Raw genomic sequence first — 25,009 nt, 5'->3', positions numbered from 1 at the left:
CGGGTTTTGAGAAACCCTCAGCACGGTGAGTCGGGTTTCTCAAAACCCGAAAACAAGTGTAAAGGATTACTCACAACCCGATTAGCTAACCACTTTCTCTAGTAGTATTCGTTCCGTAATCTTATTCTTCACTTCAGGAATGTCCGTTTCGGGATAGTAATGGATTTCAACATTTTTGCGGACGTATTCTATGCCTACGCTGGGTTGATGCCCGTGGAAGAGCAATGCAGGAAAATTAGCAATCGGGAAAAACGGCAAGCCCGAAACCCGATAAATGGTGATGGTTTTACAAAAAATACAGGCCAAATGTTCAGGAAAAGAATCAAGCGTTAAGGCATATTCTGCTTGGGTAGCCACCAATGCCAACTCCTGAATCGACAACAGCCGCGACGCATTTAAAAGGCGATTTGAATCGACTGACGAGGGATTTATTTCGTTGATAATGCGGGCAGATAAATCAGTTTGACCACAAAACACTACTGAATAAGACGATTCTTGCAAAACTTTTCGGACAATGTCTGCCCAAAAAGCAAGGCTCATTTGTCGATGCGGCTCTCCCGTTTCAGGAAAAAGCATGACGTAGGAATTGACCAGCGGATAGGGAAGTTTTGTCCCAACGGATTCCCAAGAAACTGACGGAAGAATATGAAAATACGGCTTTACATCTTCGAGTTTGGCCGTAATATTCATCTCTTTCAAGAGCGCTGCATAAGTGTCAAAATGATGGAAACACGTATTTTCTGGTATTGTTAACTCTACGTCCAACAATCCCCCTTGCCCACGACGGTTGAAACCAATGGCTTTTTTAACCGTCGTAAAGGGTAAAATAAAATGCGAAACTGAGTTGGAGGTACGTACATCAATATAATAGTCGTACTCCTCCTGTTTTAAAATCGCAATTGCCGTTTTGAACGTAGCACAAAACTGCTTGATTTTCTGCCAGTTACTACTTTTGGCACGATTACTCAAGATGTGGTCGAGGTAAATAGCCTGACGAATGTAAGGATTATGTTCATTAACGGCCTTGCACCACGTCGGCGTAATCACATCAATGATGGCATTGGGGTATTTTTGACGAATCAGCGGAAACAGGTACGAAACCGTCAGGGCATCGCCCATGTGCCCCAACGAAGCAATCAACACCTTGGGGCTACTCGAAATAGACCCACGTTCTCTCCTTTTATAGAACCACCTTGCATAGGCATCTATAAAAAAATCAGTCAAACGCATTGGAATTGTCTCGCGAGGGGTGCCGCTGTAATATCGCTTCATCAATCAATTATAATTCTTTATTTACAAAGTGTAACCCAGTTGGCTAAATTTCTCTTTCCAAAACTCTAACTCATGAATATCCCAAGCGTGGCATCCAAACGGAAGCTGTTGGCCGTTGAGCTCAAACGATTTGGACGGTTTATCTTCCACAGCAAACCGCAATGCTTCGCGCCAATGCGGTACCCGTACCCGCTGGAAGTATCGGTTCATTTCGATGCAAAAAAAGACGTCTTCGTTGTAAAAAGAACCTTTTCCTGCCAAATAGCGCTCAATCATAGGGCGTTGTGAACGCACAATATCAAGCATTTTCTGAACCTTACGAAGCGAAAAACCACCGTTGCCTACGGTCATTTTAAGAATAACATCCAACGGTTGATTGTTCCGGTTTTTGTCGCGCAAATCAAACCAAATCGCCAATTGTTTCTTGAGACGAAAAATCAGCTTGTCCGTTACCGATGAAAAATCGCGTTCAAGACGCCAAGGTGCTCCAATGTAATCGTATCCTTTCTGGCACCATTCCAGCAACTCATCCCGAAACACAAACGCATCCAATTGGTAAATCAACATGTACTCATACCTAGCGAAACGCTCATAAAACTCCGTCGAAAGCATCAATCGGTTGTACGTCTGAACACTTTTAAAATAGCTATCATCAAAAGACTCAAAATGCAATTGAGGCCGAACTTCTGTCAAAAATTGAAGGTCGAGTGATTGAGGTTTAACAATTTGAATGGAGTATTTTCCTAAAACTTTCAGGCATTGAACAAAAGCAATCCGTTCGTATGCAGTAAAATTAGATTTATATACAGGAATAACGACGACGACTGGGTTCATACCACCTCTGGGTTGGTGCTGATTTTTTTGGGGTAACAAAAGACCCTCAAAGGTACAAGAAAAAGTGCATCCAAAATAAAATTTTACCGATACCCTTTCAAATCAGCCCCCGATGGGGGTTTATTCTCTCGGTAGTTATGCTTTGTAATTTTGGCCTCAAAAATAGGCTGTTTGGTCTCACAAGAGCATCTACCTGCTGTTTAGCAAAAAATTGTACATTTTTTATACGCTCGTCTGTTATCAAAGAAAATTTATCGTTAATTTTGCGGCAAATTTATGAATCACTATAAACTTTATATCATAATATGGTAGCTGTAAGACCGGATGAGGTTTCGGCGATACTTCGGGAACAATTGGCAGGAGCCAAAACCGACGCCCAACTCGAAGAAGTAGGTACGGTGCTCCAAATAGGTGACGGTGTAGCCCGTATCTATGGCCTTACCAAAGTACAAGCAGGAGAGCTTCTCGTGTTTGCAAATGGCCTCAAAGCCCTTGCCCTCAACCTCGAAGAAGACAACGTCGGAGCGGTATTGCTCGGCGAATCGTCCGAAATTAAAGAAGGTGATACCGTAAAACGTACTGGCGAAATCGCCTCTGTAAAAGTAGGTGAAGGAATCATCGGACGTGTAGTAAACACGCTTGCGGAACCTATCGACGGTATGGGACCTATCCAAGGCGAAACGTACGAAATGCCACTTGAGCGTAAAGCACCAGGGGTTATCTATCGTCAGCCTGTAACTGAGCCTCTTCAAACAGGTATCAAATCAATCGACGCCATGATTCCTATCGGACGTGGCCAACGCGAATTGGTGATTGGTGACCGTCAAACGGGTAAAACAGCCGTTTGTATCGATACCATCATCAACCAAAAAGAATTCTACGACAAAGGTGAGCCAGTATATTGTATCTACGTAGCTTGCGGTCAGAAAGCCTCTACCGTGAAGCAAGTAGAAGCTACCCTCCGTCGTTATGGAGCAATGGACTACACTGTGATCGTTTCGGCGTCAGCAGCAGATCCATCACCAATGCAGTTCTTTGCACCATTTACGGGTGCTGCCATCGGGGAATATTTCCGCGACACTGGCCGTCCTGCTTTGGTAGTTTACGATGACTTGTCAAAACAAGCCGTTGCTTACCGCGAGGTATCTCTTTTGCTCCGTCGCCCACCAGGCCGCGAAGCTTATCCAGGAGACGTATTCTATCTTCACAGCCGTTTGCTAGAACGTGCCGCGAAAATCAACACGTCAGACGAAATTGCGAGAAACATGAACGACTTGCCACCTTCGTTGAAAGACAAAGTAAAAGGTGGTGGTTCATTGACCGCCCTTCCAATCATTGAAACACAAGCGGGTGACGTATCGGCGTATATTCCAACCAACGTAATCTCGATCACTGATGGTCAGATTTTCTTGGAATCAAACCTCTTCAACGCAGGTATCCGTCCAGCCATCAACGTAGGTATCTCAGTATCTCGCGTGGGTGGTAACGCACAAATCAAGTCAATGAAGAAAGTAGCAGGTACGCTTAAACTTGACCAAGCGCAGTTCCGTGAATTGGAAGCGTTTGCCAAGTTTGGTTCAGACCTTGATGCTTCTACTAAATTGACCATCGACCGTGGTCGCCGCAACCAAGAAATCTTGAAACAAGGTCAGTTCTCACCAGTAAGTGTGGGCGACCAAGTAGCGATTATCTATGCTTCTATCAACGGAGTATTGGATAAAGTAAACGTTTCAAAAGTAAAAGAATTTGAAACCGAATTTATCCACCAATTGAAAGCTTCGCATCCAGAAGTGTTGAAAGCATTGGCTGCTGGTAAATTGGACGATTCAGTAACAGATACTATCAAGAAACTAGGTCGCGAACTCGCTCCTAAATACGCTTAATTTACTGCATTAGCAGGTTCATATCGAATGTCTCGCATCAAAGAAATCGTAAAGGCTACGCCCCTCATTGGGGACGTAGCCCGATTTATCGGAAAATATCGCACACGGGTACCCGCAGGGCACTTTTATAGCCCGATTGTATCGGTGGACGAAATACGTAAACGTGAAGAACAGATTTACCCCACCCCTCCACCACGGACGTTGCCAGGTATTGATCTTCGCGAAGAAGCGCAAGTCGCCTTGATGCAGACGTTTGCCTCGTCTTACTTTGGGAGTGTTCCGTTTACGGACAATCCTCAAGAAGGCTTTCGGTATTATTTTGTCAACAAATATTTTATTCACGCCGACGCCACCACGCTGCATTGCATGATGCGGCACTTTAAGCCCAAGCACATTATTGAAGCAGGGTCTGGGTTTTCGTCGGCTGTGATGTTGGATACCAACGAACGGTTTTTGAACCAAAGCGTAAAGTTCACGTTTATTGAGCCTTATCCTGATCGTTTGTATTCGTTGTTGACTCCCGCCGACCGCCAACAGACAACCATATTTGAAAAAACATTGCAGGATATTCCTGTGACGTATTTTGAGCAATTAGGCGAAAACGACATCTTGTTTATTGATTCGACCCACGTCTCAAAAACAGGAAGCGACGTCAACTATTTCTTGTTCGAGATATTCCCTCGCCTCCAACCTGGGGTTATCGTTCACGTTCACGACGTATTCTATCCTTTTGAGTACCCCAAAGCGTGGGTAATCGACGGAAACGGGCGTTTTGGCTGGAACGAAGCCTACATGATGCGGGCATTTTTGATGTACCAAAACCAGTTTGAAGTGTTGTTTTACAACGATTTTCTTCAAACGTTTCATTCAGAGTGGTTAGCTCAGCACATGCCAACCTACGCCACGCGTGGACGAGGGTCGAGTATATGGCTGAGAAAAACCAAGTAAAAAGCAGTAAGTTTAAATAGTTTTATCCTGTACGGAAACTATTAACAAATAACAGTTAACGGTAACACACAATGGCTTCACTGAAGGAAGTTCGCAGTAGAATCACGTCGGTTAACTCGACGCAACAAATTACGAAGGCCATGAAAATGGTGGCCGCCGCTAAACTTCGCCGTGCGCAAGACGCCATCATTCAGATGCGCCCTTACGCCAAGAAGTTGAGTGAAATGCTTGCAACGGTATCAGCAGGAGCTGAAACCGCCGCAGAAAGCCCATTTAAGCAGGTCCGTTCGGTAGAAAAAGTGTTGATTGTCACTGTTACTTCTGATCGTGGCCTTTGTGGGGCGTTCAATTCCAATATCGCTAAAGCCGCCAACCTTCTCATCAACGAAAAATACGCTACGCAAGCTGCCAAAGGCAACGTAGAAATTTTGGCGTTGGGAAAAAAAGGAGGTGAGGCATTTCAGCGCAGGGGCTTCAACGTAAATACAACCTACATGGATGTATATACTCGTTTGAGCTTTGGCGTCGTAAAAGAAGCCGCTGAAAGCATCATGGCCGACTTTGAAGCTGGAAAATACGACGCGGTAGAAGTGGTTTTCAACGAATTTAAAAACGTTGCAACCCAAATCATCCGTACCGAGCAGTTTTTGCCTATCGTCGCTGACGAAACAGCATCACAAAATGTATCCGCTTCGGGTGCTAACTACGTATTTGAGCCATCAGAAGAGCAAATCGTGCAAGATTTGATTCCTAAAACGCTCAAAATTCAATTGTACCGTGCCGTACTCGAATCAAACGCTTCGGAACACGGTGCGCGTATGACGGCGATGGACAAAGCCACCGACAACGCCCAAGAGCTTTTGAAAGCGTTGCGTTTGGAATACAACCGCTCACGCCAAGCGGCCATTACCAAAGAAATCCTCGAAATCGTGGGTGGTGCCGAAGCCTTATCGCAAGGCTAATCCCCAACGATTTTTATATTTGAAAGCCTGTCTTCGAGGAGACAGGCTTTTTTGTTACCTAATAATTAAAATAAAAAGTATTATTAGTTTATATCAAGAAAAACCTGTAGCTTATCTCCGAATTCAACTACTGTATTAAAACCATTACACTCTACATGCTCACGTATTTAAAAAATTCGTTTCGGCGAAAAATTGCTCGGCGTTTTACCAAAGAGTACCCGTCACACATTCATCCCTACTATTTAGAAAAGGAAGGTAAAGTTGACTTTGCCGAATGGACAAACCCTTTTGTGACACCACTTGGGCTGAAACAAGAAACGGTAGATTTTTTCCGTCAGTTTATCAAAGAGGGGGATTTGGCCATTGATATTGGTGCCAATATTGGAGATACCACCGTTCCGATGGGCTTGGCTGCTGGCCCGAAAGGTCTTGTTTTAGGGTTTGACCCAAATCCGTACGTCTTTAAAATTCTACAGGAAAATGCTTTGCTCAATCGGGATAAAGCAACGATTCATCCTTTGCCGTTTGCTATTTCGGTGCAAGAAGAAGAGTTTTATTTTATTTCTTCCGAAGCTTCGTTTGTCAACGGAGGGATTTCGCCCACCAAAGAGAGTCGTCATGGTAAATTTGTCCATCCCGAAAAAATCAAAGGGGTGCCAATGAAGCAATTTTTAGAAAAAAATTATGCCGAATCGTTGCCTAAGTTGTCGTTTATTAAGGTAGATACCGAAGGCTATGACAAAGAAATTCTCAAGTCGATTGCGGATTTGATTGCCCAGTATAAACCCGTGATTATCGCTGAGAGCTTTGGTAAAAATACCGATGCCGAAAAAATGGAGCTTTTTACCACGATTGCCCAACACGGATACGAAATTTATTACGTTGAAGCGTTTGAAACAACGGCTGAGGTCATTCCAATCAACACCAAGGAAGAAATTACAAAATGGAAAAAAACCATTAATATTTACGCTACGCCTAAGTAAGCAAATGGACACAGCCTGTCTTCTCGAAGACAGGCTGTGCTTGTATATTTTGTAATTCGCCCCTCCCCCTTTTCTATTTTTCTTCAATAACCCTTGGCCTTATTTTAAAAAAAATGAGTAATGTATAGTCACTGTTGCCTTACTGACATAAGCACCTAATTGACTATCTGCTATGACCTCACAGACTTCTCGGAGAAAATTTCTCAAAGGTTCGCTGGCTACCTTAGCCACGTTTTCTATTGTGCCTCGGCATGTGCTGGGCAAAGGCTATCTCGCTCCTAGCGACCAACTTACCAAAGGAATCGTCGGCGTAGGCGGCATGGGCCGCGGCCACATTCCATACGCAGGAACGAGGGTAGTGGCCGTGTGCGATGTGGACAAACGACACATCAAACTAGCCCTCGATGAACTGGGCACCAATGCCTCTGGCGTAAAAACCTTTGGGGATTACCGAGAACTGATTCAATTGCCCGAAGTGGACATTGTTCACGTGGCTACTCCCCCCCACTGGCACGGTATCATTGCCGCCGACGCCGCCCGCGCAGGCAAAGACGTATGGTGCGAAAAACCCATGACCCGAACCATCGGCGAAGGGAAACGTTTGGTAGAAGCCGTACAGCAACACGGTCGGATTTTCCGCCTCAATACTTGGTTTCGGTTCGAGTCCAACTTTTATGGCATGAACTCTACCGTTCGACCCATCAAAAAATTGGTAGAAAGTGGACTATTGGGTTGGCCACTCAAGGTCACCGTAAGCCGCCACACGGGCTTCGATTGGAAGTTTTACTGGGTAGGTAAAACCGACCTAACGCCCGAACCCGTTCCCGCCGACCTCGACTACGACATGTGGCTCGGCCCTGCGCAATACAAACCCTACAACACCCACCGCGTCCATAATACCTTCCGTGGTTACTGGGACTACGACGGCGGCGGTTTGGGCGACATGGGGCAGCATTACTTAGACCCTATCCAGTATTTCCTAGGCAAAGACGATACCAGCCCCATCAGCGTGGAAATTGATGCGCCACAGCAACATACGGACGCCGTAGGTACTTGGCGCCGTATCGAATACACCTACGCCGACGGCTGTAAAATCATCCTCGACGGCGAAGGAAAAGACGAAAATGTTCCGTACATCGAAGGACCAAAAGGCAAGCTTTACCCCAATTTCAGGTCAGATATTCCTGATTTGGAGAAAAAACTAGCCGCTTTCCCCGACCCCGAACCTCAAGTAACGGACTTTGCCGAAGCGGTAAGAAAACGTCAAAAATTTGCGCTCAACGAAGAAAATGGCCACCGTTCTTGCACGATTGTCAACATGGGATTAACGGCATTGCGTTTGGGTCGCTCGCTCAAATTTGACCCCGTTAAGCAGCTTTTTGTGGACGACGAAGGTGCCAACCGCCTCATCGACCAACCCATGCGCGGCCCTTGGACTATGTAAATTAATTAGATAATGTGGTAATTTGAAAATTTGAAGAATGATTACTGAGACAATTTAGGACTTCATTTTCAAATTTACTCATTTTCAAATTGCAAAATTAAAACTTCGACTTTCTATGAAATATACCATACATTTACTTTTAGGACTCTGGCTAAGTACCACCGCTGCCATGGCGCAGGTGGATGTCCGAATTACCAATCTTTTACGGCAATTTCCATCCCAAAACGCCAAACAGCAGCAAAAAAACATGGATGACATGGCCGCGCTTGGCAAAACTGGAATCACGGCGTTGGCTTCCCAACTCTCATCACCCGATAAGGCAGAACACGCCAAAGTACAATATGCAGTGGGTGGATTTACGTATTACGTTACCCAAGCTGGCAAGGACGAATGGCGGAAAATGGCGGCCGAAGCCTACGCCGAAGCACTGCCCCGCGTGAGCGATAAAAACAACCAAGCCTTTTTGATTTTTCAACTTCAACAAGTGGGTAAAGACGAGGTCGTAGGCACGTTGGCCAACTACTTGACAGACGCACAATTGAGTGGCCCTGCCGCACGCGCTCTTGGTAAAATTGGAACCGCTCAAGCAACAAAAGCCTTGAACCAAGCGCTTTCCACCGCAACGGGTGAGGCACAAATCTCCCTCATCGAAGCCCTTGGCGACGCCAAAGTTAGCGACGCCGCCCCTGCCATTGAGCGAATCGCTGCGGGTGCTACGGGCAATTTGCAAAAGGTAACACTTTACGCTTTGGCCCAAATTGGGGGTAACACCTCTGTATATACGTTATCGAATGCCGCTGCTAAAGCCAATTATTCGTACGACGTCGCGAACGCTACCTCGTCGTACCTTGTCTATTTAGAACGTTTGGTTGAAAATGGTCAAAAAGCGTTGGCGGTTAAAAGCGCTACTGCGCTCTTAAAGAATGCCATCTCCGACAAACAAACGCCTACTCGCACGGCTGCCTTAAAAATTTTGGCCGATGCACAAGGAGCGTTGAGCGTCCCAAGTCTCCAAAAAGCAGTAGCTAGTCCTGCCATTGAGGAGCGAATTGCCGCTTTGAAACTGGCTCAAAAATTCCTTACTCCCGCCAATACGCAACAATGGATAGCCGCTTTGCCACGTTTCAAACCCGAAGCCCAAGCCGAGGTGATTACGATGTTAGGACAAGCCGACGCCAAAACTGCCCTTCCTGCCCTCCTCAAGCAACTTTCTAGCAAAGTAAGTATGGTTAAAATTGCGGCGATTGGCGCTTCCGCAAAGATTGGCCAAGAAAGCGTCTTAAAGAACTTATTGGACGTCTTGAAAAAAAGCTCAGACGACGAAGTGAAGGCCGTAAAAACGGCGCTTTTGTCGCTCAAAGGAGACAATGTGGTCAATCAAGTAGCCACGGCACTGCCGACACAACCAGCCAACGCCCAAGTGGCTTTGCTTGAGTTTTTGGCTGCCCGCGCGGCTGATTCAAAAATTGACGTGGTAGTAGGACAATTAAAGAATAACGACCCCAGCGTTAAAAATGCGGCTTTTTCTGCCCTCAAGCGCGTTTCGATGCCGAAGGATTTACCAACCTTGTACGAACTATTAGGCACGGTTTCTGCACCTACTGAGCTGCTCGCCACCCAAGAAGCCATCACCGCTGCCCTCAAAGGTACAGGAAACGCCAATCAACAAACCCAACTTTTATTGGGTCAAATCAACAACGTAAGTGCAGAGAAAAAGCCTGCTTACTTGCGCGTTTTGGCCAACATTGGTACCCGTAAAGCGTTGCAATTTGTGAGTTCTTCTTTTGCCAATGGTTCAAGTTCAGCCCAACAAGCAGCACTTTCTGCGCTGGCCAATTGGTCGGATGTAAGTGCCATTCCTGAGTTGCACAACATTGGAAAAAGCGCGACCGACGCCTCTGTCACCGAGCAAGCCGTGGCAGGAATTATCCGCGCGGTAACGGCATCGAAACAAAACCCGACACAGCGTGTACTTTCACTGCGCGAAGCCTTGTCCATCGCCAAAACATCGGCACAAAAAGAAAGTGTTTTAAAAGAATTGGTGCGCAACCGTACGTTCAATGCACTCTTGCTGGCAGGCCCTTACTTAGACGATGCTTCTCTCCAACAAACAGCCGCCCAAGTGGTCATCAATGCCGCGCTATCCAACAAAGACTTCAACGGTACGACCGTTCGTTCTTACCTTAACAAAGCCCTCAACTTTGCCTCTAGCGATGCGCAGAAAGAAGCAGTGCGCAAACATTTGGCCGAGCTTCCTGCGGGAGATGACTTTGTTTCATTGTTTAATGGCAAAGACCTGACAGGCTGGAAAGGATTGGTCGCCAACCCAATTGCCCGCGCCAAAATGCACCCCGATACACTCGCCGCCAAACAACTCAAAGCCGACGAAAACATGCGCAAAGGCTGGGTCGTCAAAGAGGGTGATTTGGTTTTCACGGGCCACGGCGATAACCTCTGCACGGTGAAAAAATACCGCGATTTTGAGATGTTTGTGGACTGGAAAATCGAACCCAAAGGAGACGCAGGTATTTATTTGCGCGGCTCTCCTCAAGTGCAAGTCTGGGATACCTCACGCGTAGAGGTGGGTGCGCAAGTTGGTTCGGGAGGATTGTACAACAACCAAAAGAACCCAAGCAAGCCACTCAAAGTAGCCGACAATGCGATTGGTGACTGGAACACCTTCCGTATTATCATGAAAGGCGACCGCGTGACGGTGTATTTGAACGGTGAGTTAGTGGTGGACAACGTGATTTTGGAAAATTATTGGGATAGAAAACTTCCCATTTTTGCCAGCGAGCAGCTTGAACTTCAAGCCCATGGAACGTTGGTAGCCTACCGCGACATTTATGTTAAAGAATTGCCTAGTCCTGAGCCATTTGTATTGAGTGAACAAGAGAAAAAAGATGGTTTCAAGGTACTGTTTGATGGCACCAACATGTTTGACTGGCAAGGAAACACCACCGACTACATCATCGAAAACGGCGATATGGTGATTTATCCTAATCGTGGTGGAAAAGGCAATCTTTATACCAAAGACGAATACAGCGATTTTGAGTTCCGTTTTGAGTTCCAACTAACACCTGGCGCCAACAACGGCCTAGGAATACGCGCTCCACTCCAAGGTGATGCGGCTTATGTAGGCATGACTGAATTACAGATTTTGGACAACGACGCGGAGATTTATAAGTCGTTGCAGCCTTACCAGTACCACGGCTCGGCTTACGGAATTATTCCTGCCAAACGAGGATTCCACAAACCGCTTGGACAATGGAACTACCAAGAAGTAGTAGTAAAAGGATCAAAAATAAAAGTAACCCTCAACGGAACGGTCATTTTGGACGGCGACCTAGCCGAAGCTTCTAAAAATGGAACTGCCGACCACCGCGAACACCCAGGGGTGAACCGTACTTCGGGATACATCGGCTTTTTGGGTCACGGCGATGTGGTTCGTTTCCGCAACATTCGCGTAAAAGATTTGACGGTGGTTCCGCCCGTTGAACAACCCGCCCCAGAACCTGCTCCGACTGATAAGAAAAAACGGAAGAAAAAATAGAAGGAGAATATGAGAGTTAGTTGGAGGTGTAATCATCTCCAACTAACTCATTTAAAGACTAAAGTGTAGCAATCAATTTTTGATTAAGCACTACGTAGTCGTCATTTTTAGCTTCTTTGGCCAATTCAATCGACTTCATCGCAGTTGCTTTTGCACCTGCTTTGTCACCTGCTTTTGCTTGGATTTTAGCTTTCAAGTGCATTACCCAAAACGCCGTAGGCTGCGCTTCTACCGCTTTATTTGCCCACTCCAACGCTTTGCTATTGTCTTTTCCGTTGTCGAAATAATAACTAGCCGCTTGGAAATAGGGACGGCTATCTACGGTCATGGCCGAGTTGATTTGCGCCATGATTTTGCTGTCGATGTCGGCTACAACAGGGAATTCTACCGCCGTATTTTCCCACAAAATTTGTACGCTTGCTGATGAAGCCGTTAAGTTGCCCAACAAAATTGTGAACGATTCAATGTTCATTGGCAATTGCATAGGCTTCACTTTAAAACGAGCTACATCGTCTTCCGTTTTGTAACCTGTCAAACCCGAGTTGTTTGCGCCTTTGTTGATGATGATTTCCCATTCGTTGGCATTAGGCACTGAATAGATAGCATACGAACCTGCTTTTACGGGCATTCCACCTACTTTTACATCTTCGCCAAACGTAATTTTTGTAGCGCCATTGGCACCTGTTCTCCAGATTTTTCCGAAAGGCACTAAGTCACCAAATACTTTACGGCCTTTCGCAGCAGGGCGTGAGTAGTTGATTTCGATAGAAGAAAGAGCAAAATCTTGCTTGAGGGTTTGGGTTGGACTAGGAGCAGGCGTCTTGATTCCTTGCGCCATTGACCCCAACGAAATGAGGGACAAAAGAAGTACAGCGACTTTTTTCATTTGAATTTTTAGGATTTTGTTTTGGGAAATAAACTAATACATTCGATAGGCTATTAGCTATTCTACAAACTCATTCGGAGGCTAAAAAATTCACCTGCCTACGTTTTTAATCCTACTTTTCCTGACCTACGTCATCTTTTCCCCCGCAGAATATCGCGACTTTTGAAGAGGTATGCTTGCCTATCTATGTATTTGATTTTACTAACAACTGCTTTCACATGGCCAAACAACACACCTTTCATATTCCTGTCATGGGGCTGGGGTTTACAATGGAAACACCCATTAAAGTCGCTCGTTACGGGATTTCGTCCGTGATTTCAATCATCGAAGACGAACTCATGGAACGCCTCCGCGAATTATACAGTCCGTGGGTAAACGATTCTTTTGCCCCCATCGCTCCCCACGAAGAAGACTACCGCGCGCGTCGGATTGCGTCGTACCTCAACTTGGTCAATCGTATCGTCAAACAACAAATCGAAACGTTGCGAAACCTTCCTTTTTCCCTTGGAAACGACCTCGTGAAGTACTTTGAACTCCTTCCTGACGACTCACCCGTCAAGTTTATTTACCAAAAAATGACAACGCTCGAAGACGGCCCTGCCAAAGTAGAGCTTCAAGAACAACTTCGGAGCGAAGTAAGAGTAGGGGCTATCGACGTCAATATTATGTCCAAAGTCGATCGTAATACCTACACCAAAGACGGCGAAATGCTTCCAAAAGAATTTTCGGATGCGTTGTCGAGCTTACGCGGATTTGCGACTAGCGAATTGGAATCGTCAGTGGTGTTTTCGGCAGGTTATAACCCGCGTTTGTACGCCTACATCGACACCTTCCCCGACTTTTTGCCCGACGAAACGGGGCGGTTGAAGAAAAAAATTATCCTAAAAGTAAGCGACTACCGTTCAGCGCTTACACAAGGAAAAATATTGGCAAAAAAAGGTTTATGGGTTTCCGAATTTCGGATTGAATCGGGTCTCAACTGCGGCGGGCACGCGTTCGCTACCGACGGCTTATTGTTAGGCCCCATCATGGAGGAATTCAAAAACAACCGCGAAGCCCTTGCCACTGAGCTTTGGACACTTTGCAACCAAGCACTCTTAGCTAAAGGAGTGCCTACCTTCGCGACCGTTCCTCACCTTAGGATTACGGTACAAGGAGGCATTGGCACGGCCAACGAAAACCAATTTTTGCTCGACTACTACCAAGCCGACGCCACTGGCTGGGGGAGTCCGTTTTTATTGGTTCCTGAAGCAACCAGTGTCGATGAGGTCACGCTTCATCAACTTGCCACGGCCAAGCCCGACGATTATTACTTGAGCCACGCGTCGCCGCTTGGGATTCCGTTCAACAATTTTCGTAAAAGCTCCGCGCACCTGCAAATTGAAAAACGCATTGCCAAAAACCGCCCTGGAAGTCCCTGCTACAAGAAATTTTTGGTATCCAATACCGAGTTTACCGAAATCCCCATTTGTGCCGCCTCTCGCCAGTATCAGCACCTAAAAATCAAGCAATTGCAAGAACAAGGGCTACCTACCACCGACTACGAAACACAACTTGCGACAGTAGTCGAAAAAGATTGTTTATGTGAAGGGCTAGGTGCTTCGGCTTTGTTGAAAGACGGCCTTGCTCCCGCTCACAACTTAAAGGCAGTATCGGTATGCCCAGGCCCTAACTTGGCGTATTTTTCGGGCATATTTTCGTTCAAACAAATGGTGGACCACATTTACGGACGCACTAATTTGCTCAATTCGGTGAAGCGTTCCAATTTGTTTGTGAACGAACTGCGGATGTATATCGACTATTTTGAGAAAGATTTGAAGAAAAATACCGAACAGCTTACGGCCAAAAAACTTCGGTCGCTACAGTTGTTCAAGGCCAATCTTTTGGAGGGGATTTCGTATTATCAGCGGCTGATTCCTCACCTCAAAAACGAGGCCGAAAGCTACTTAAATGAAATGCGGGCGGAGTTGGCGCAGTTTGAAGAAGCCGTGCAGCAAATTGTTTTGCCCGTGTAATATACAACTTCCCGAAAGTTCAAACCTCCCGAAAGTTTAAAACTTTCGGGAGGTTCCGTTTTTTATTCAATCACCTTAGGCACGCGGAAGTACGTTCCGTCTTGCGAAGGCGCATTGACCAACGCTTGTTCTCTAGGCAAGTGATTTCCGACCACATCTTCGCGCATCACGTTGATTTCGGCCGATATATGCGTCAGAGGTGCTACATCTGTCGTATCCAATTCATCCAACTGCTCCATCCACGACAACACGCTTTCTAGGCTTTTCAACAACGGAGCTTCTTCTTCGGGTTTCACTTCCAAACGCGCCAAATGCGCAATCTTGTGAAGCGTATCTTTATCTATTTGCATTCTCTCAATTTTTCCACAAAATTATCACTTTATCCACAATTTGAAGGAATCAGAAATTATTTTGGTGGAAAACTGCAACCTTTTTTCTTCTCTTGCATTATGGATTCAAATTGTTATTGAGTTTGAAAACCGTCGCTGACCCCATAAACGTCTCTCAACCCCTCGATGCGCAGGCATTTGGGCATCTCTATGATGCGTATTATTCCAAAATTTTTGGATACGCTTTTCGTCGGGTAGGAGATTATGACATTGCCCGCGACGTGGCCGCCGAAACGTTTTTAAAGGCGTTTTTAAACCTAAAAAAATACCGTTTTGAAGGACACCACATTTCGGCTTGGTTGTACAAAATTGCCACCAACGAAATCAAGCTCTTTTTTCGTAACCAAAAATACCGCCCCGATTTGTTTGGACAGTTGTCGGACGACATGCTTTCTGACCGCGAACTGCTCACCGTTTTTGAACGCGAAAAGAACGAAACCGAGCGCCAAATGGCCGACTATGAAGCATTTGCCGACGTACAACGTCACCTCAAAACCCTTGACATCAAGTACCAAGAGGTGATTGCGCTCAAGTATTTTGAAGAAAAAAGCATTGCTGAAATCAGTCTTATTTTAGACAAACCCGAAGGCACCATCAAGTCGCTGTTGTCGCGGGGCATCGACTATTTACGGCAAAAATGCGGCTAATTACCCAACCACTTTAACTCAAGTTGGCCATGGAACCAATGGACGAATTCGAAAAAAAATTACAAAACCTAAAAAAACCTCAGGTGATGACCGAACATCAAGCGTATTTAAAATTACCCATCCTCAACACCCGCAAATCGGCGGCCATGGGCTGGTGGCTGGTGGCACTTCCATGTTTGTTGCTGGCCTGCGTTGTCATGCAGCTCATCTCGGGCGGTAGCATTCGCGTATTGGACATGCTATTCAGCACCCTCGAAACCTTTGACCGCTCGCACGGCGGCTGGTTTTCTCCTTTAGTCTTTGTACTTTTTCCAATGGTAGCAGCGGGGATGAACCTGCTCTCGCTCCTCAACGTGCTTTACGATGCCGAACGCCGTGAGCTTATCATCACACTCAAAGTACGTTTCTGGAATCTTTTCTTGATTTTTGTGGGATTTGGAGCTGCCCTCTTCATCGGATTCCACGCGCTTCTCCAGCATTTCCATTGATGTTTTCAGACTCATTTTTTCATCCATATACTATACAATCACCACTTTTATGCACTGGTTTGTTCGAAAAGGTATTTTTTTTAAGCCCACCTCCCCCGTTGGTTGGGCATTGTTTATCCTTGTAGCCATTTACGCTGTCCACGCGTTGATTGAGGTCAATGAACATTCACATTCGACCATGGAAACAATCATAAACTGGTTTTTCAGGGTGATTTTAGTAGGCGTTGCCTATACCATCGTAGCATATTTTATGTCAGAAAAAGAGTAGTTTGTCCACGAGCAAGCGTGCTGATATGGGAGTTTATTGTATTTTTGTCAAGACCAAGTAGTCGCTTTTCTTTTCAAGCTATTGTCTTAAAAAACCTTGAAAAGATTACAAAACTGGGTATCAACAAACGTCTTTCCCATGAGCATCAAGTACGATAAACACATCGGCACCAAACAAAAAGCCCTTCGCATCAACTTAGACCGCCGCATTTATGGCTCTTTTGCCGAAATCGGGGCGGGGCAAGACACTGCCGCTCACTTTTTTAAGGCAGGAGGTGCTTCAGGAACCATCGCCAAAACCATGTCGGCCTACGACATGAAGTTTAGCGACGAAATTTACGGTCCCGAACCTAGCGGTCGCTACGTGGTAGAATCGCGCTTGATGAAAATGATTCAGCACGAGTATGACCTCGTCGAACAGCGTTTGGCCGAAAAGCGCGGCGCCGATAGTTTGTTTTTTGCATTTGCCAACACCGTCGTTGCCCTCAATTACCAAAAAAGCAACGAAGGCCACGGCTGGCTCGGGCTGCGTTTTCAACTCACGCCCCGTGCCCCATATAACGACGTGGTGATTCACATCAAAATGCTCGACAACGACAGCATTTTGCAGCAACAAGCCCTGGGGGTGATTGGGGTGAATTTGATTTATGCTTGTTTTAATTACTACAAATCGCCCGAAACGTTATTGATGTCGTTGATGGACGACCTCGGCCCCGACCGTGTCCATATCGACATGATTCGGATTCAAGGCCCTGATTTTAACCACGTTGACAACCGACTTTTAAGTTTGTATTTGGTCAAACACGGCTTTACCGAAGTAGCCATGTTTGGCCCCGACGGGCAAGTATTGCAGCCGTCGGAAGCCCTCTACAAAAAACATATTTTGCTACTGCGCGGGCGGCTTCGTCCCATCACCAACGTCCACATCGACATGCTTCGCAATGGCCTCAAACAGTTTAAGGCTGAACCCGACGTGGACGAGAAAAAAGTGATGATGGTAGCCGAGCTGACGCTCCAAAACCTCCGTGGCCTCGAAAAAGACATCAACGAGAAGGATTTCCTCGACCGCGTGGACGTGCTGAGTTCGATTGGTCAAACGGTAATGATTTCCAACTACCACGAGTACCACCGTTTGGTGGCGTTTTTGGCTAAAACCACCCGCCTCAAAATTGGGTTGGTGTTGGGAGTTCCTAATTTGGAGTACATTTTTGAAGAAAGTTATTACCAAAACCTCCCAGGCGGCATTTTGGAGTCGTTTTCGACCTTGTTTAGTCGCAACGTGAAGCTGTTTGTGTATCCTACGTTTAAAAACGGGAAGCTTTACAACTGCCAAAACTTCGAGTTGTCCACCAATTTGCAGCCGCTTTTCCACTATTTGGTGTGCAACGATAAAATCGAGGACATCCGCGACTACAACGAAGAAAACCTACGGATTTCGACCGACCGCGTTCTCGAACTCATCAAGCGAGGCGAGCCTGGCTGGGAAGAGAGCGTACCCACCGAAGTAGCCGACATGATTAAAAACAAGTGTCTGTTTGGGTTTCCGTGCGTAGTGTATGAGCCCAAAATGGCCGCGCATATTCACCAAGCGGTGGGGAACTTGTAAAAATCGCCAAATAGTGGTATTTTCATACAGTTAAGAAACGTATTTTAAGTATTTTTCGGCATTTACTGGTAAAAAGAACGCCTTAACACCTAATTTTGTGCATAAATTGTTCATTATGCACAGAATCATTGTTAGTTGTCTTTTAGTCATTTGCGCAGGGATAGGGTTGAGTTCGTACGCACAGCAAACGGCTCCCAGCCCTGTGGGCCTTCAACGAGACACTACCTACCGCGCCGACACCGCCGCTGTAGTCATCACCGCCGCCGTCCGTATCTACGACTTATCGCACGTTTCGGTTTGCCCTGGCAGCACCATCTTTGTCCCGTTCGACTTCGATGGCAAATTTGAAGAAAAAAATCGCTTTTTGGTTCAGATTTCGGACGTATCAGGACGGTTTAGTACCATTTCTGACTCCCTTCGACACGGGCCTGCCCGCATTGTCCTTCCCCAAAATCGCGCGGGTTTGGTCGCTGTTCGCGTGATTTCGACGCATCCTAGCGTGGTCAGTACACCTACGCGCCTGATGGTCTTGCCTTTGCCCCAAGCTAAAATAGAAACCAACGACGGCGGAAGCATCGCTAAAATTGGCCCAGGCCAAGCCGCCACTTACCGCGTATCTCTCACGGGAGCCGCTCCTTGGTCATTCACCATTTCGGACGGCACCGTTGTCACCAATACCTTGGTCAACCCCTACGTGACCCAAGTAAGCCCCAAAGAAACCAGTTCGTACAAAGTTACGTCCATCCTCAATGCCTGCGGAAGTGGTACTAGCTCGGGCGAATTGGTCGTACAAGTAAGCCAAGATACCTTGCCCGTCATTGCCCTCAAAGCCGTGCCCAAAGCAGGATTTCGTATTTGTACAGGAACGCCCTTTCAAATAAATTTTAACGCGACGGGGAAATACAACATTGGCAACGGCTTCGTCGTCCAACTTAGCGATACCACAGGACAAAATTTTACCAACATTTCCGAACTCGCCACCGAAAGCCCCATCATGGCCAAAACGCCTTTTTCGTTGAAGGCGGGCAATTATAAACTTCGGGTCGTTTCTACTTTTCCAACGATTTCCAGTGATACCGTCGATGTCAACGTTTCGGCTCCAGCCACAGCAACCCTTCGCCGCGACTCGCTCGAAATCCCCGAAGGAGGCTCTACCAACCTTACCGTTAATTTTGGGGGTGGTGGTCCTTGGTTTGTCTTGCTATCGGACGGCACGTACCAAAACGACATTCGGGTGACGCCCTACACATTAAAAGTAAGTCCTAACGACCCAACGACTTATAAAATTACGTCGGCGGGAGGCTATTGCGGCGTAGGAACATTTTCGGGGACAGCCGTGGTCAAAGTGAAAATTCCACCTGCGACCATCTCCACGGGTAACCTTTCGGATAAAATCATTTGCTCGGGCACAGAAATTACCGTGCCTTTCACGACGACGGGGCGTTTTGAGAATGCCAATAAATTCATTGTACAAATTGCCGATACGAGCGGTAAGTGGGTAAACCTTCCTACGGTAGGAGGATTAAGTGCACTTCGTGCCAAGATTTCCCCACCGTTTCTCAAAGACACCCTCACTACGCATCAATTACGCGTCATTGGTACGTTTCCATTTACCGAGGGGGTTCCTACCAATATCAACGTGATGATGCAAAACGCGGCTTCGACGGCCGTTACGGGCGGGGGAGTAATTCGGCCTGGGGGAGCGGCTCGGATTCGAGTAGCGTTCAAAAATGGTTTGCCGCCTTGGTCGTTTGTGTTGTCTGACGGAACTACCGTAAACGGTACCTTCATCAATCCCTACCAAATTACGGTCAACCCTCGTACTACCACCGAATACAAAGTAGTATCGCTCAACAACACCTGCGGAACGGGCGTAATTAACGGCCCTTCTGCCACCGTGACTGTCGATACGAATTAAGAGGGATGTACGTCTGATTGCTCACGGAATGTGCGTCTGGTTGCTCACAACCAGACGTTCGGGTTTTTAGACCTTCCCGAAAGTTCAAAACTTTCGGGAAGGAAAGTGACAAAGGTCGGGTTGTGAGCAACCCTCGGCACGTTAATTTTTCTTGCGATAATCACCGCGAGAGAACGTTTTTTCGATAAAGCAGTACATCAAAATAAAGAAATAACGGCTTCCCATTTCTTTGATCTTGAGTTTCGATTCGCCGTATTTACGATTAGTCCAGCTGTTGGGAACCACAGCGTAGCTATATCCTCGCACAATTGCTTTGAGCGGCAATTCTACCGTTAAGTTAAAGTGAGGAGAAAGAAAAGGCTTGAGCCCTTCCATGGTTTCGCGTTTGTAGAGTTTGAAGGCATTGGTGGTATCGTTGTATTTAATGCCCATCACCATCCGAATGATAAAATTGGCCAAACGGTTGATTACTTTTTTGATCGTCGGATAATCATACACATTGCCGCCTTTTCCCCAACGCGACCCAAACACTGCATCGTAGTTTCCTTCGACCATCTTTTTGTAAAACTTCACCAAGTCTTCAGGGTCGTCCGATAAGTCGGCCATAAAAACCGCCACACAGTCGCCCGAAAAACGCTCAAGGCCATAGCGAACGGCGTACCCAAAACCATTCGGCCCAGGGTTGGTTTCGTAAACTAAGGTCGGAATTTCTTTCGACAGCTCTTGTAAAACCTGTAATGTTTTATCTTTTGAGTTGTCGTTGGTCACCCAAATCTCGTGCGGGATGTCGTACTTCGACAACGTTTGGTATAACGTGCCTAATGTTTGTGGCAAAGAATCTTGTTCGTTATAGGCGGGTATGACAACGCTTAATTTCATCTATGTGGCAGGCCCGCTTTCGCTACGACAATTGTCTGGGCGCGGGCGTTTTATGAATGATTTTGAGAGAATGACCCTAAGAGGATTATACAGCAAAATTGGGTCATTTTGACCTAATTTCCAATTTTTTCCAGTAAACGGTCGTAATACTGCAAGGTTTTCTGAACCGTATCGTCGTAAATAAAATCAAGCCATTCGTTTACATCGGCAAACATTTGGCGTCGGTTTTGGAGAAAGTACGGGTTGGTCGTTGCGTGAACATGGCTGAGTCCTCCACGGTGTTTTCGATATTTCCCCATTGTTTCGGGCAAATACCCAATTTTCCCGCGCGCTGCCAATTGAATCACCAACGCCCAATCGCCCGCCGCCGCGCAATGATGCCATTCGGCAAAATCTTCGGTACGGAAAAAATTTCGGTACAACAAACTGGCCGTTCCAATAAACCAACGGTCTTCCAACACATCTTTTACCGTAGAAATCGCCTTTTGGTCGGGTTCATTGAAGGGGTGGCTAGGGGAATTATCTTCGTAAATTACCTCCAAATTATGGTGGCAAATGGCAAAATCGGGATGAGCTTCCATAAAATCGACTTGCTTTTGCAACTTCAGCGGGTCGGTCCAATAATCATCGCCTTCGCAAAGCGCCACGTAATCGCCTTGGCAAGCTTTGAGCAAAAAAAGCACGTTGTTTCGCCCGCCAAACTCCCGAGGTTCTTTCGGTCCTAAGTTTTCGGGATGCAGATACGCCCTGATTTTATCAGGAAACCGCTCGGCGTATTCCCGAATGATACGCGGGGCTGCGTCAGTAGAAGCATCGTCGCCCACCACAATCTCAAATGGAAACGTCGTTTGTTGCATCAACGCTCCTTCGAGCATTTGTGCAATGTATTTTTCGTGGTTGAAAGTGGGAACACAAACGCTAACTTTCATCGGGAAGATTCTTTCAAACGGTGAGGCAACAGCGCAAAAAAGCTATAAACATTCATCATCCACTTTGGAAGCACGTAATCTCGGATAACTTCTTTGGAAATTTCGCGGGGTGGTTGCCCCAATTGAAGGTATTTCAACGCCAACCTTGCGCGGCGGAAGTAGCTTTTTTGATACTGCTTGGCATCCAGAAGCATGCGATAATAGCGCGCGATGTTGAGCCGTAGCAAATCATGGTGGCGATAATCAAGCTCTTTATCAATGCCTTCGTACATCGCAATTCGGTTGTACAAAAAGCGTGCATCGCGGTAGTGGTCTTTAAAACTTGCCCCTCCCCTATTTTTTCGATACACCGACATTACCCCTGGTACGTACCCAATTGGGCCATGCTTGGCCAAAATCACGTAACGGGGAATATCTCCACTCGACGATTTCAAAAACCAGTCAGGATAGTGCATAATGCCATTTTTAAACATGACTGCTGACGTCGCCATGAACCAAATTTCGTCTTCTCCTACCAAATCTGCCGCCGTAATGACTTCTTTCTGGTCGGGCGAATTGAGTTCGTGCGAGGGCGTACCGTCTTCGTAGGTAATGAGGGCATTATGAAAACAAGCCGAAAAATCAGGATGAGCCTCCATGAAATCGACTTGGCGTTGCAGTTTCTGGTCGTCGGTCCAGTAATCGTCCCCGTCCATCGGGGCAATGTACGTTCCTTTGGCCAGTTTGAGGGTTTCGATAGTATTGAAAAGGCCATTTTGCCCCAAGTTTTTGGAATGCAAAACGGCCTTTACTTTATCAGGATATTTTTCTTGGTAAGCTAAAATAGTTTCTTGCGCACCGTCCGTCGAGCAATCGTCTCCTACCAATATTTCAACATCGAAATTTGTTTTCTGAGACAACGCACTTTCAATGGCTTTGCCAATAAATTGTTTCTGGTTGTACGTAAGAATCGTGACGCTTACTTTAATCATACGGCAGGTGTTGGTGAAGCAAAAACAGCTTCAAGTTGTTCTACAGTTGGAAAATTTGGTGTCACCAATTCAGCCTCTGGTTTGTATATATAGGCCATTGGGTAACCTCTTTCAATAAAAGTGGCTTCGGCCAAGTTGTTGTAACGAAGCTGTACCGACCAGCGAATGTTATTAGTGATATTATTGCCCGATTGATGTACCAAAAAGGCTGAGAAAATCAGCAAATCTCCTACTTGGAATTCGGTTTGGACAAAATCCTCGTCGTTCAGTTGAGCAGTAATTCCTCCTTGATATCCCGACGTACTCGACTCCAGCAGTCCCCACGTATGGCTACGCGGAATCACCTGTAATGCTCCCAAGTCAGCCCCTGCATCCACCATCGGAAACCAAATCACCGTGCTATCGAGCGAGCCTTGGCCCGTACGCCAGTCTTGGTGCGCATCCAATTTCCAGTGTTTGCTACCATCTTTTGACAAAAAACGGCTGTTGAACTGCATGGCAGGACGCGCACCCACAACGGGTTGTTCGATGCCTACTTCTTTCAACAGATTGACAATTTTCTCACTCACAGCAAACTGGTGAAGCGACAAGCTGTGCTGTACCGTAACGCCTGTATTTCGAAATGCAGTAAAGTCTTTTTGAAAAAACTCAAACATAGCGTTTTCAAAGGCGTCTCGGTCGTCGATATCAACCGTACGGCCTGTAACGTGCTTTATCTGAACGGCAAATATTTCACGTGCTTCGCGGTAGATGTTTTCCACCACGCTTTTATCTAAGAAGTTGCGAATGAGTAAAAACCCATCTTGACGAAATTGCTCTGCTAATGTTGACATGGTACTGATTTGTTTGGTTTAACAACCCCCAATGTTACGAATCACGGCCTTTTGAAAGAATGACCTTGGTCAAAAATCAAAAGTAAAGTTACAACAAACCTTCCAACTTTTAGTCTTCCCACACGGCATAGCCAAAACCAGCCGCTCCGAAACCGTTGCCATTGTACAATAGGTATTTTTTACCCTTGTGTTCGTAGCAATAAGCGTAGTCAATCATGTTGTAATCAAAGTCACCTGGCGTCTCTGATTTATGAATACCCACCAAATGGTCTTTTCTCTCCCAATGCACTCCATCCACCGACTCGGCATAGCCAAGGCGGTAACTTTGGTTGCGGTCGGTACGGTAGTCGCGCGTGTGGCGGAATGAATAGTACATTTTATAAACACCATCTTCCTTAAATACACTTGGACGACCAACGGCGTGCAAGAAATCGTCAAAATCGAGCGTTGGTACGTCGCTGATATTCCAGTGAATGCCATCGGTAGAAGTGGCCGACTGACAACGATAGTAGGGCTCAGGGTAGCCGTGAATGTACTCACATTTATGCCCTGAAATGTACCACATCCGCCACGTTCCATCTTCTTCGCGCATTACCGATGGCTGCGCTGCCCAAATGGGATTCTGAATGCTACGGTCCATGATAGGCCCCGTAAACATCTTATTAAAAGTCAGTCCCCCGTCGTGACTTACTGAAAGTCCCATCGAAAGGCGGTATGAGTTGTGCGTGCGGTTCCAGCCCGTGTAGTACAACCAAATATCACCGTTGGGCATATCAACAAACCACGCTGGCATGGCGCCTGTTTCGTCGTATTCACCTGGGCCGCCAAGCTCCAATACGGGCTTGTCGTGGATGTATAAAATCTTTTTAGGATCGTCGTAGTCCACGTCGATAAACGTAGGACGCGACTGCCCTTTGTCATCGCGTGACGAAAAATAAATACGTAAAAAATCAGGGTGCTTGTACGCATACGGCACTTGTGCGTGCGAACGACTGTGCGCCAACGACCCATCTGGTTTATAAATTACTCCTTTTTTTTGCCAAGCCATTTTTGTTTGCAGTTTACTGTTTTCAGATTTTCTGCTTTGTATTTTGATACTGTATCATCTAGTCAGTTGTGAGCAACCCTTTGTATGTACAATCTGTTTTGCGTCTGACTATCGTCTGACGCCGTACTGTTGTCATGCGTCAGACGACAGTCAGACGCGCTAAAGTCGGGTTGTGAGCAACCCTTTGCACGTACAATCTGTTTTGCGTCTGACTATCGTCTGACGCCGTACTTACTGTTGTCATGCGTCAGACG

The 25,009-nt window shown here is 46.4% G+C and carries 21 protein-coding genes; 12 read left to right on the top strand and 9 right to left on the bottom strand.

Annotation, left to right across the window (positions count from 1 at the left end):
* Positions 1–81 precede the first annotated feature (81 nt).
* Together FHS57_RS24320 and FHS57_RS24315 are read right to left on the bottom strand one after the other, a co-directional pair.
* Positions 82–1,272, bottom strand: coding sequence for a glycosyltransferase family 9 protein (locus FHS57_RS24320; RefSeq protein ID WP_183978257.1), 1,191 nt, complete (start codon positions 1,270–1,272; stop codon positions 82–84).
* Between the two features lie 21 nt (positions 1,273–1,293).
* Positions 1,294–2,106 carry a DUF5672 family protein gene (locus FHS57_RS24315; protein ID WP_183978255.1) on the bottom strand — a complete coding sequence of 271 codons (813 nt, stop codon included), beginning with the start codon at positions 2,104–2,106 and terminating at the stop codon, positions 1,294–1,296.
* A 305-nt stretch (positions 2,107–2,411) separates the two neighbouring features.
* Here FHS57_RS24315 and atpA point away from each other — a divergent pair, with 305 nt between their 5' ends.
* The 6 genes from atpA (at position 2,412) to FHS57_RS24285 (ending at position 11,879) form a co-directional block, all read left to right on the top strand.
* Positions 2,412–3,989, top strand: a complete 1,578-nt coding sequence (gene atpA, locus FHS57_RS24310) for a F0F1 ATP synthase subunit alpha (protein WP_183978253.1) — start codon at positions 2,412–2,414, stop codon at positions 3,987–3,989.
* A gap of 27 nt (positions 3,990–4,016) precedes the next feature.
* Complete coding sequence (locus FHS57_RS24305; protein WP_183978251.1) at positions 4,017–4,937, top strand: class I SAM-dependent methyltransferase; 921 nt, start codon at positions 4,017–4,019, stop codon at positions 4,935–4,937.
* A 71-nt stretch (positions 4,938–5,008) separates the two neighbouring features.
* Positions 5,009–5,899 carry an ATP synthase F1 subunit gamma gene (atpG, locus tag FHS57_RS24300; RefSeq protein ID WP_028523885.1) on the top strand — a complete coding sequence of 297 codons (891 nt, stop codon included), beginning with the start codon at positions 5,009–5,011 and terminating at the stop codon, positions 5,897–5,899.
* A gap of 155 nt (positions 5,900–6,054) precedes the next feature.
* The gene (locus tag FHS57_RS24295; RefSeq protein ID WP_183978249.1) at positions 6,055–6,882 is read left to right on the top strand and encodes an FkbM family methyltransferase; all 828 of its coding nucleotides are present in this window, start codon (positions 6,055–6,057) and stop codon (positions 6,880–6,882) included.
* A gap of 172 nt (positions 6,883–7,054) precedes the next feature.
* Positions 7,055–8,326: a Gfo/Idh/MocA family oxidoreductase gene (locus FHS57_RS24290; RefSeq protein WP_183978247.1), complete on the top strand. Its 1,272-nt coding sequence runs from the start codon at positions 7,055–7,057 to the stop codon at positions 8,324–8,326.
* 115 nt (positions 8,327–8,441) lie between these two features.
* Positions 8,442–11,879 carry a 3-keto-alpha-glucoside-1,2-lyase-like domain-containing protein gene (locus FHS57_RS24285; protein ID WP_183978245.1) on the top strand — a complete coding sequence of 1,146 codons (3,438 nt, stop codon included), beginning with the start codon at positions 8,442–8,444 and terminating at the stop codon, positions 11,877–11,879.
* A gap of 58 nt (positions 11,880–11,937) precedes the next feature.
* Here the strand turns inward: FHS57_RS24285 and FHS57_RS24280 are convergent, their stop codons facing one another.
* The gene (locus tag FHS57_RS24280) at positions 11,938–12,765 is read right to left on the bottom strand and encodes a DUF2911 domain-containing protein (protein ID WP_183978243.1); all 828 of its coding nucleotides are present in this window, start codon (positions 12,763–12,765) and stop codon (positions 11,938–11,940) included.
* 218 nt (positions 12,766–12,983) lie between these two features.
* Here FHS57_RS24280 and FHS57_RS24275 point away from each other — a divergent pair, with 218 nt between their 5' ends.
* A complete protein-coding gene (locus FHS57_RS24275) occupies positions 12,984–14,780 on the top strand; it encodes a hypothetical protein (RefSeq protein WP_183978241.1) in 1,797 nt (598 codons plus the stop codon).
* A 62-nt stretch (positions 14,781–14,842) separates the two neighbouring features.
* Here FHS57_RS24275 and gatC read toward each other — a convergent pair whose 3' ends face one another.
* On the bottom strand, positions 14,843–15,130 hold the full coding sequence (gatC, locus tag FHS57_RS24270) for an Asp-tRNA(Asn)/Glu-tRNA(Gln) amidotransferase subunit GatC (protein ID WP_183978239.1): 288 nt from the start codon (positions 15,128–15,130) through the stop codon (positions 14,843–14,845).
* A 122-nt stretch (positions 15,131–15,252) separates the two neighbouring features.
* Between gatC and FHS57_RS24265 the strand changes: the two genes are divergently transcribed.
* From FHS57_RS24265 to FHS57_RS24245, 5 genes are all read left to right on the top strand, one after another.
* The gene (locus tag FHS57_RS24265) at positions 15,253–15,816 is read left to right on the top strand and encodes an RNA polymerase sigma factor (RefSeq protein WP_183978237.1); all 564 of its coding nucleotides are present in this window, start codon (positions 15,253–15,255) and stop codon (positions 15,814–15,816) included.
* A 38-nt stretch (positions 15,817–15,854) separates the two neighbouring features.
* Positions 15,855–16,304 carry a hypothetical protein gene (locus FHS57_RS24260; protein ID WP_183978235.1) on the top strand — a complete coding sequence of 150 codons (450 nt, stop codon included), beginning with the start codon at positions 15,855–15,857 and terminating at the stop codon, positions 16,302–16,304.
* A gap of 49 nt (positions 16,305–16,353) precedes the next feature.
* Positions 16,354–16,572, top strand: a complete 219-nt coding sequence (locus FHS57_RS24255) for a hypothetical protein (protein WP_183978233.1) — start codon at positions 16,354–16,356, stop codon at positions 16,570–16,572.
* Between the two features lie 138 nt (positions 16,573–16,710).
* Entirely contained in the window at positions 16,711–18,177 is a 1,467-nt protein-coding gene (locus FHS57_RS24250) for a TonB-dependent receptor (protein WP_183978231.1), read from the top strand.
* 115 nt (positions 18,178–18,292) lie between these two features.
* On the top strand, positions 18,293–20,095 hold the full coding sequence (locus tag FHS57_RS24245; protein ID WP_183978229.1) for a hypothetical protein: 1,803 nt from the start codon (positions 18,293–18,295) through the stop codon (positions 20,093–20,095).
* A gap of 141 nt (positions 20,096–20,236) precedes the next feature.
* On the opposite strand, the gene FHS57_RS24240 is transcribed toward FHS57_RS24245, so the two are convergent.
* From FHS57_RS24240 to FHS57_RS24220, 5 genes are all read right to left on the bottom strand, one after another.
* A complete protein-coding gene (locus tag FHS57_RS24240; RefSeq protein WP_122932564.1) occupies positions 20,237–20,974 on the bottom strand; it encodes a glycosyltransferase family 2 protein in 738 nt (245 codons plus the stop codon).
* Positions 20,975–21,087: 113 nt separating this feature from the next.
* Complete coding sequence (locus FHS57_RS24235; RefSeq protein ID WP_183978227.1) at positions 21,088–21,903, bottom strand: glycosyltransferase family 2 protein; 816 nt, start codon at positions 21,901–21,903, stop codon at positions 21,088–21,090.
* Complete coding sequence (locus tag FHS57_RS24230; protein ID WP_183978225.1) at positions 21,900–22,874, bottom strand: glycosyltransferase family 2 protein; 975 nt, start codon at positions 22,872–22,874, stop codon at positions 21,900–21,902. Before FHS57_RS24230 ends, FHS57_RS24235 begins: the two co-directional genes overlap by 4 nt.
* The gene (locus FHS57_RS24225; protein WP_183978223.1) at positions 22,871–23,707 is read right to left on the bottom strand and encodes a phytanoyl-CoA dioxygenase family protein; all 837 of its coding nucleotides are present in this window, start codon (positions 23,705–23,707) and stop codon (positions 22,871–22,873) included. Before FHS57_RS24225 ends, FHS57_RS24230 begins: the two co-directional genes overlap by 4 nt.
* Before the next feature lie 109 nt (positions 23,708–23,816).
* Positions 23,817–24,755 (bottom strand): glycoside hydrolase family protein, encoded by a 939-nt coding sequence (locus tag FHS57_RS24220; RefSeq protein WP_183978221.1) that lies wholly within the window; start codon positions 24,753–24,755, stop codon positions 23,817–23,819.
* Positions 24,756–25,009: the final 254 nt, after the last annotated feature.

The organism is Runella defluvii (assembly GCF_014195535.1).
Classification (GTDB): domain Bacteria; phylum Bacteroidota; class Bacteroidia; order Cytophagales; family Spirosomataceae; genus Runella; species Runella defluvii.
This window is presented reverse-complemented; position numbering and strand designations above follow the sequence as displayed.

Excerpts from the sequence above, each read along its gene's own strand:
- FHS57_RS24320 (WP_183978257.1), bottom strand. The coding sequence starts at position 1,272 with ATGAAGCGATATTACAGCGGCACCCCTCGCGAGACAATTCCAATGCGT.
- FHS57_RS24315 (WP_183978255.1), bottom strand. The coding sequence starts at position 2,106 with ATGAACCCAGTCGTCGTCGTTATTCCTGTATATAAATCTAATTTTACT.
- atpA (WP_183978253.1), top strand. The coding sequence starts at position 2,412 with ATGGTAGCTGTAAGACCGGATGAGGTTTCGGCGATACTTCGGGAACAA.
- FHS57_RS24305 (WP_183978251.1), top strand. The coding sequence starts at position 4,017 with ATGTCTCGCATCAAAGAAATCGTAAAGGCTACGCCCCTCATTGGGGAC.
- atpG (WP_028523885.1), top strand. The coding sequence starts at position 5,009 with ATGGCTTCACTGAAGGAAGTTCGCAGTAGAATCACGTCGGTTAACTCG.
- FHS57_RS24295 (WP_183978249.1), top strand. The coding sequence starts at position 6,055 with ATGCTCACGTATTTAAAAAATTCGTTTCGGCGAAAAATTGCTCGGCGT.
- FHS57_RS24290 (WP_183978247.1), top strand. The coding sequence starts at position 7,055 with ATGACCTCACAGACTTCTCGGAGAAAATTTCTCAAAGGTTCGCTGGCT.
- FHS57_RS24285 (WP_183978245.1), top strand. The coding sequence starts at position 8,442 with ATGAAATATACCATACATTTACTTTTAGGACTCTGGCTAAGTACCACC.
- FHS57_RS24280 (WP_183978243.1), bottom strand. The coding sequence starts at position 12,765 with ATGAAAAAAGTCGCTGTACTTCTTTTGTCCCTCATTTCGTTGGGGTCA.
- FHS57_RS24275 (WP_183978241.1), top strand. The coding sequence starts at position 12,984 with ATGGCCAAACAACACACCTTTCATATTCCTGTCATGGGGCTGGGGTTT.
- gatC (WP_183978239.1), bottom strand. The coding sequence starts at position 15,130 with ATGCAAATAGATAAAGATACGCTTCACAAGATTGCGCATTTGGCGCGT.
- FHS57_RS24260 (WP_183978235.1), top strand. The coding sequence starts at position 15,855 with ATGGACGAATTCGAAAAAAAATTACAAAACCTAAAAAAACCTCAGGTG.
- FHS57_RS24255 (WP_183978233.1), top strand. The coding sequence starts at position 16,354 with ATGCACTGGTTTGTTCGAAAAGGTATTTTTTTTAAGCCCACCTCCCCC.
- FHS57_RS24250 (WP_183978231.1), top strand. The coding sequence starts at position 16,711 with ATGAGCATCAAGTACGATAAACACATCGGCACCAAACAAAAAGCCCTT.
- FHS57_RS24245 (WP_183978229.1), top strand. The coding sequence starts at position 18,293 with ATGCACAGAATCATTGTTAGTTGTCTTTTAGTCATTTGCGCAGGGATA.
- FHS57_RS24240 (WP_122932564.1), bottom strand. The coding sequence starts at position 20,974 with ATGAAATTAAGCGTTGTCATACCCGCCTATAACGAACAAGATTCTTTG.
- FHS57_RS24235 (WP_183978227.1), bottom strand. The coding sequence starts at position 21,903 with ATGAAAGTTAGCGTTTGTGTTCCCACTTTCAACCACGAAAAATACATT.
- FHS57_RS24230 (WP_183978225.1), bottom strand. The coding sequence starts at position 22,874 with ATGATTAAAGTAAGCGTCACGATTCTTACGTACAACCAGAAACAATTT.
- FHS57_RS24225 (WP_183978223.1), bottom strand. The coding sequence starts at position 23,707 with ATGTCAACATTAGCAGAGCAATTTCGTCAAGATGGGTTTTTACTCATT.
- FHS57_RS24220 (WP_183978221.1), bottom strand. The coding sequence starts at position 24,755 with ATGGCTTGGCAAAAAAAAGGAGTAATTTATAAACCAGATGGGTCGTTG.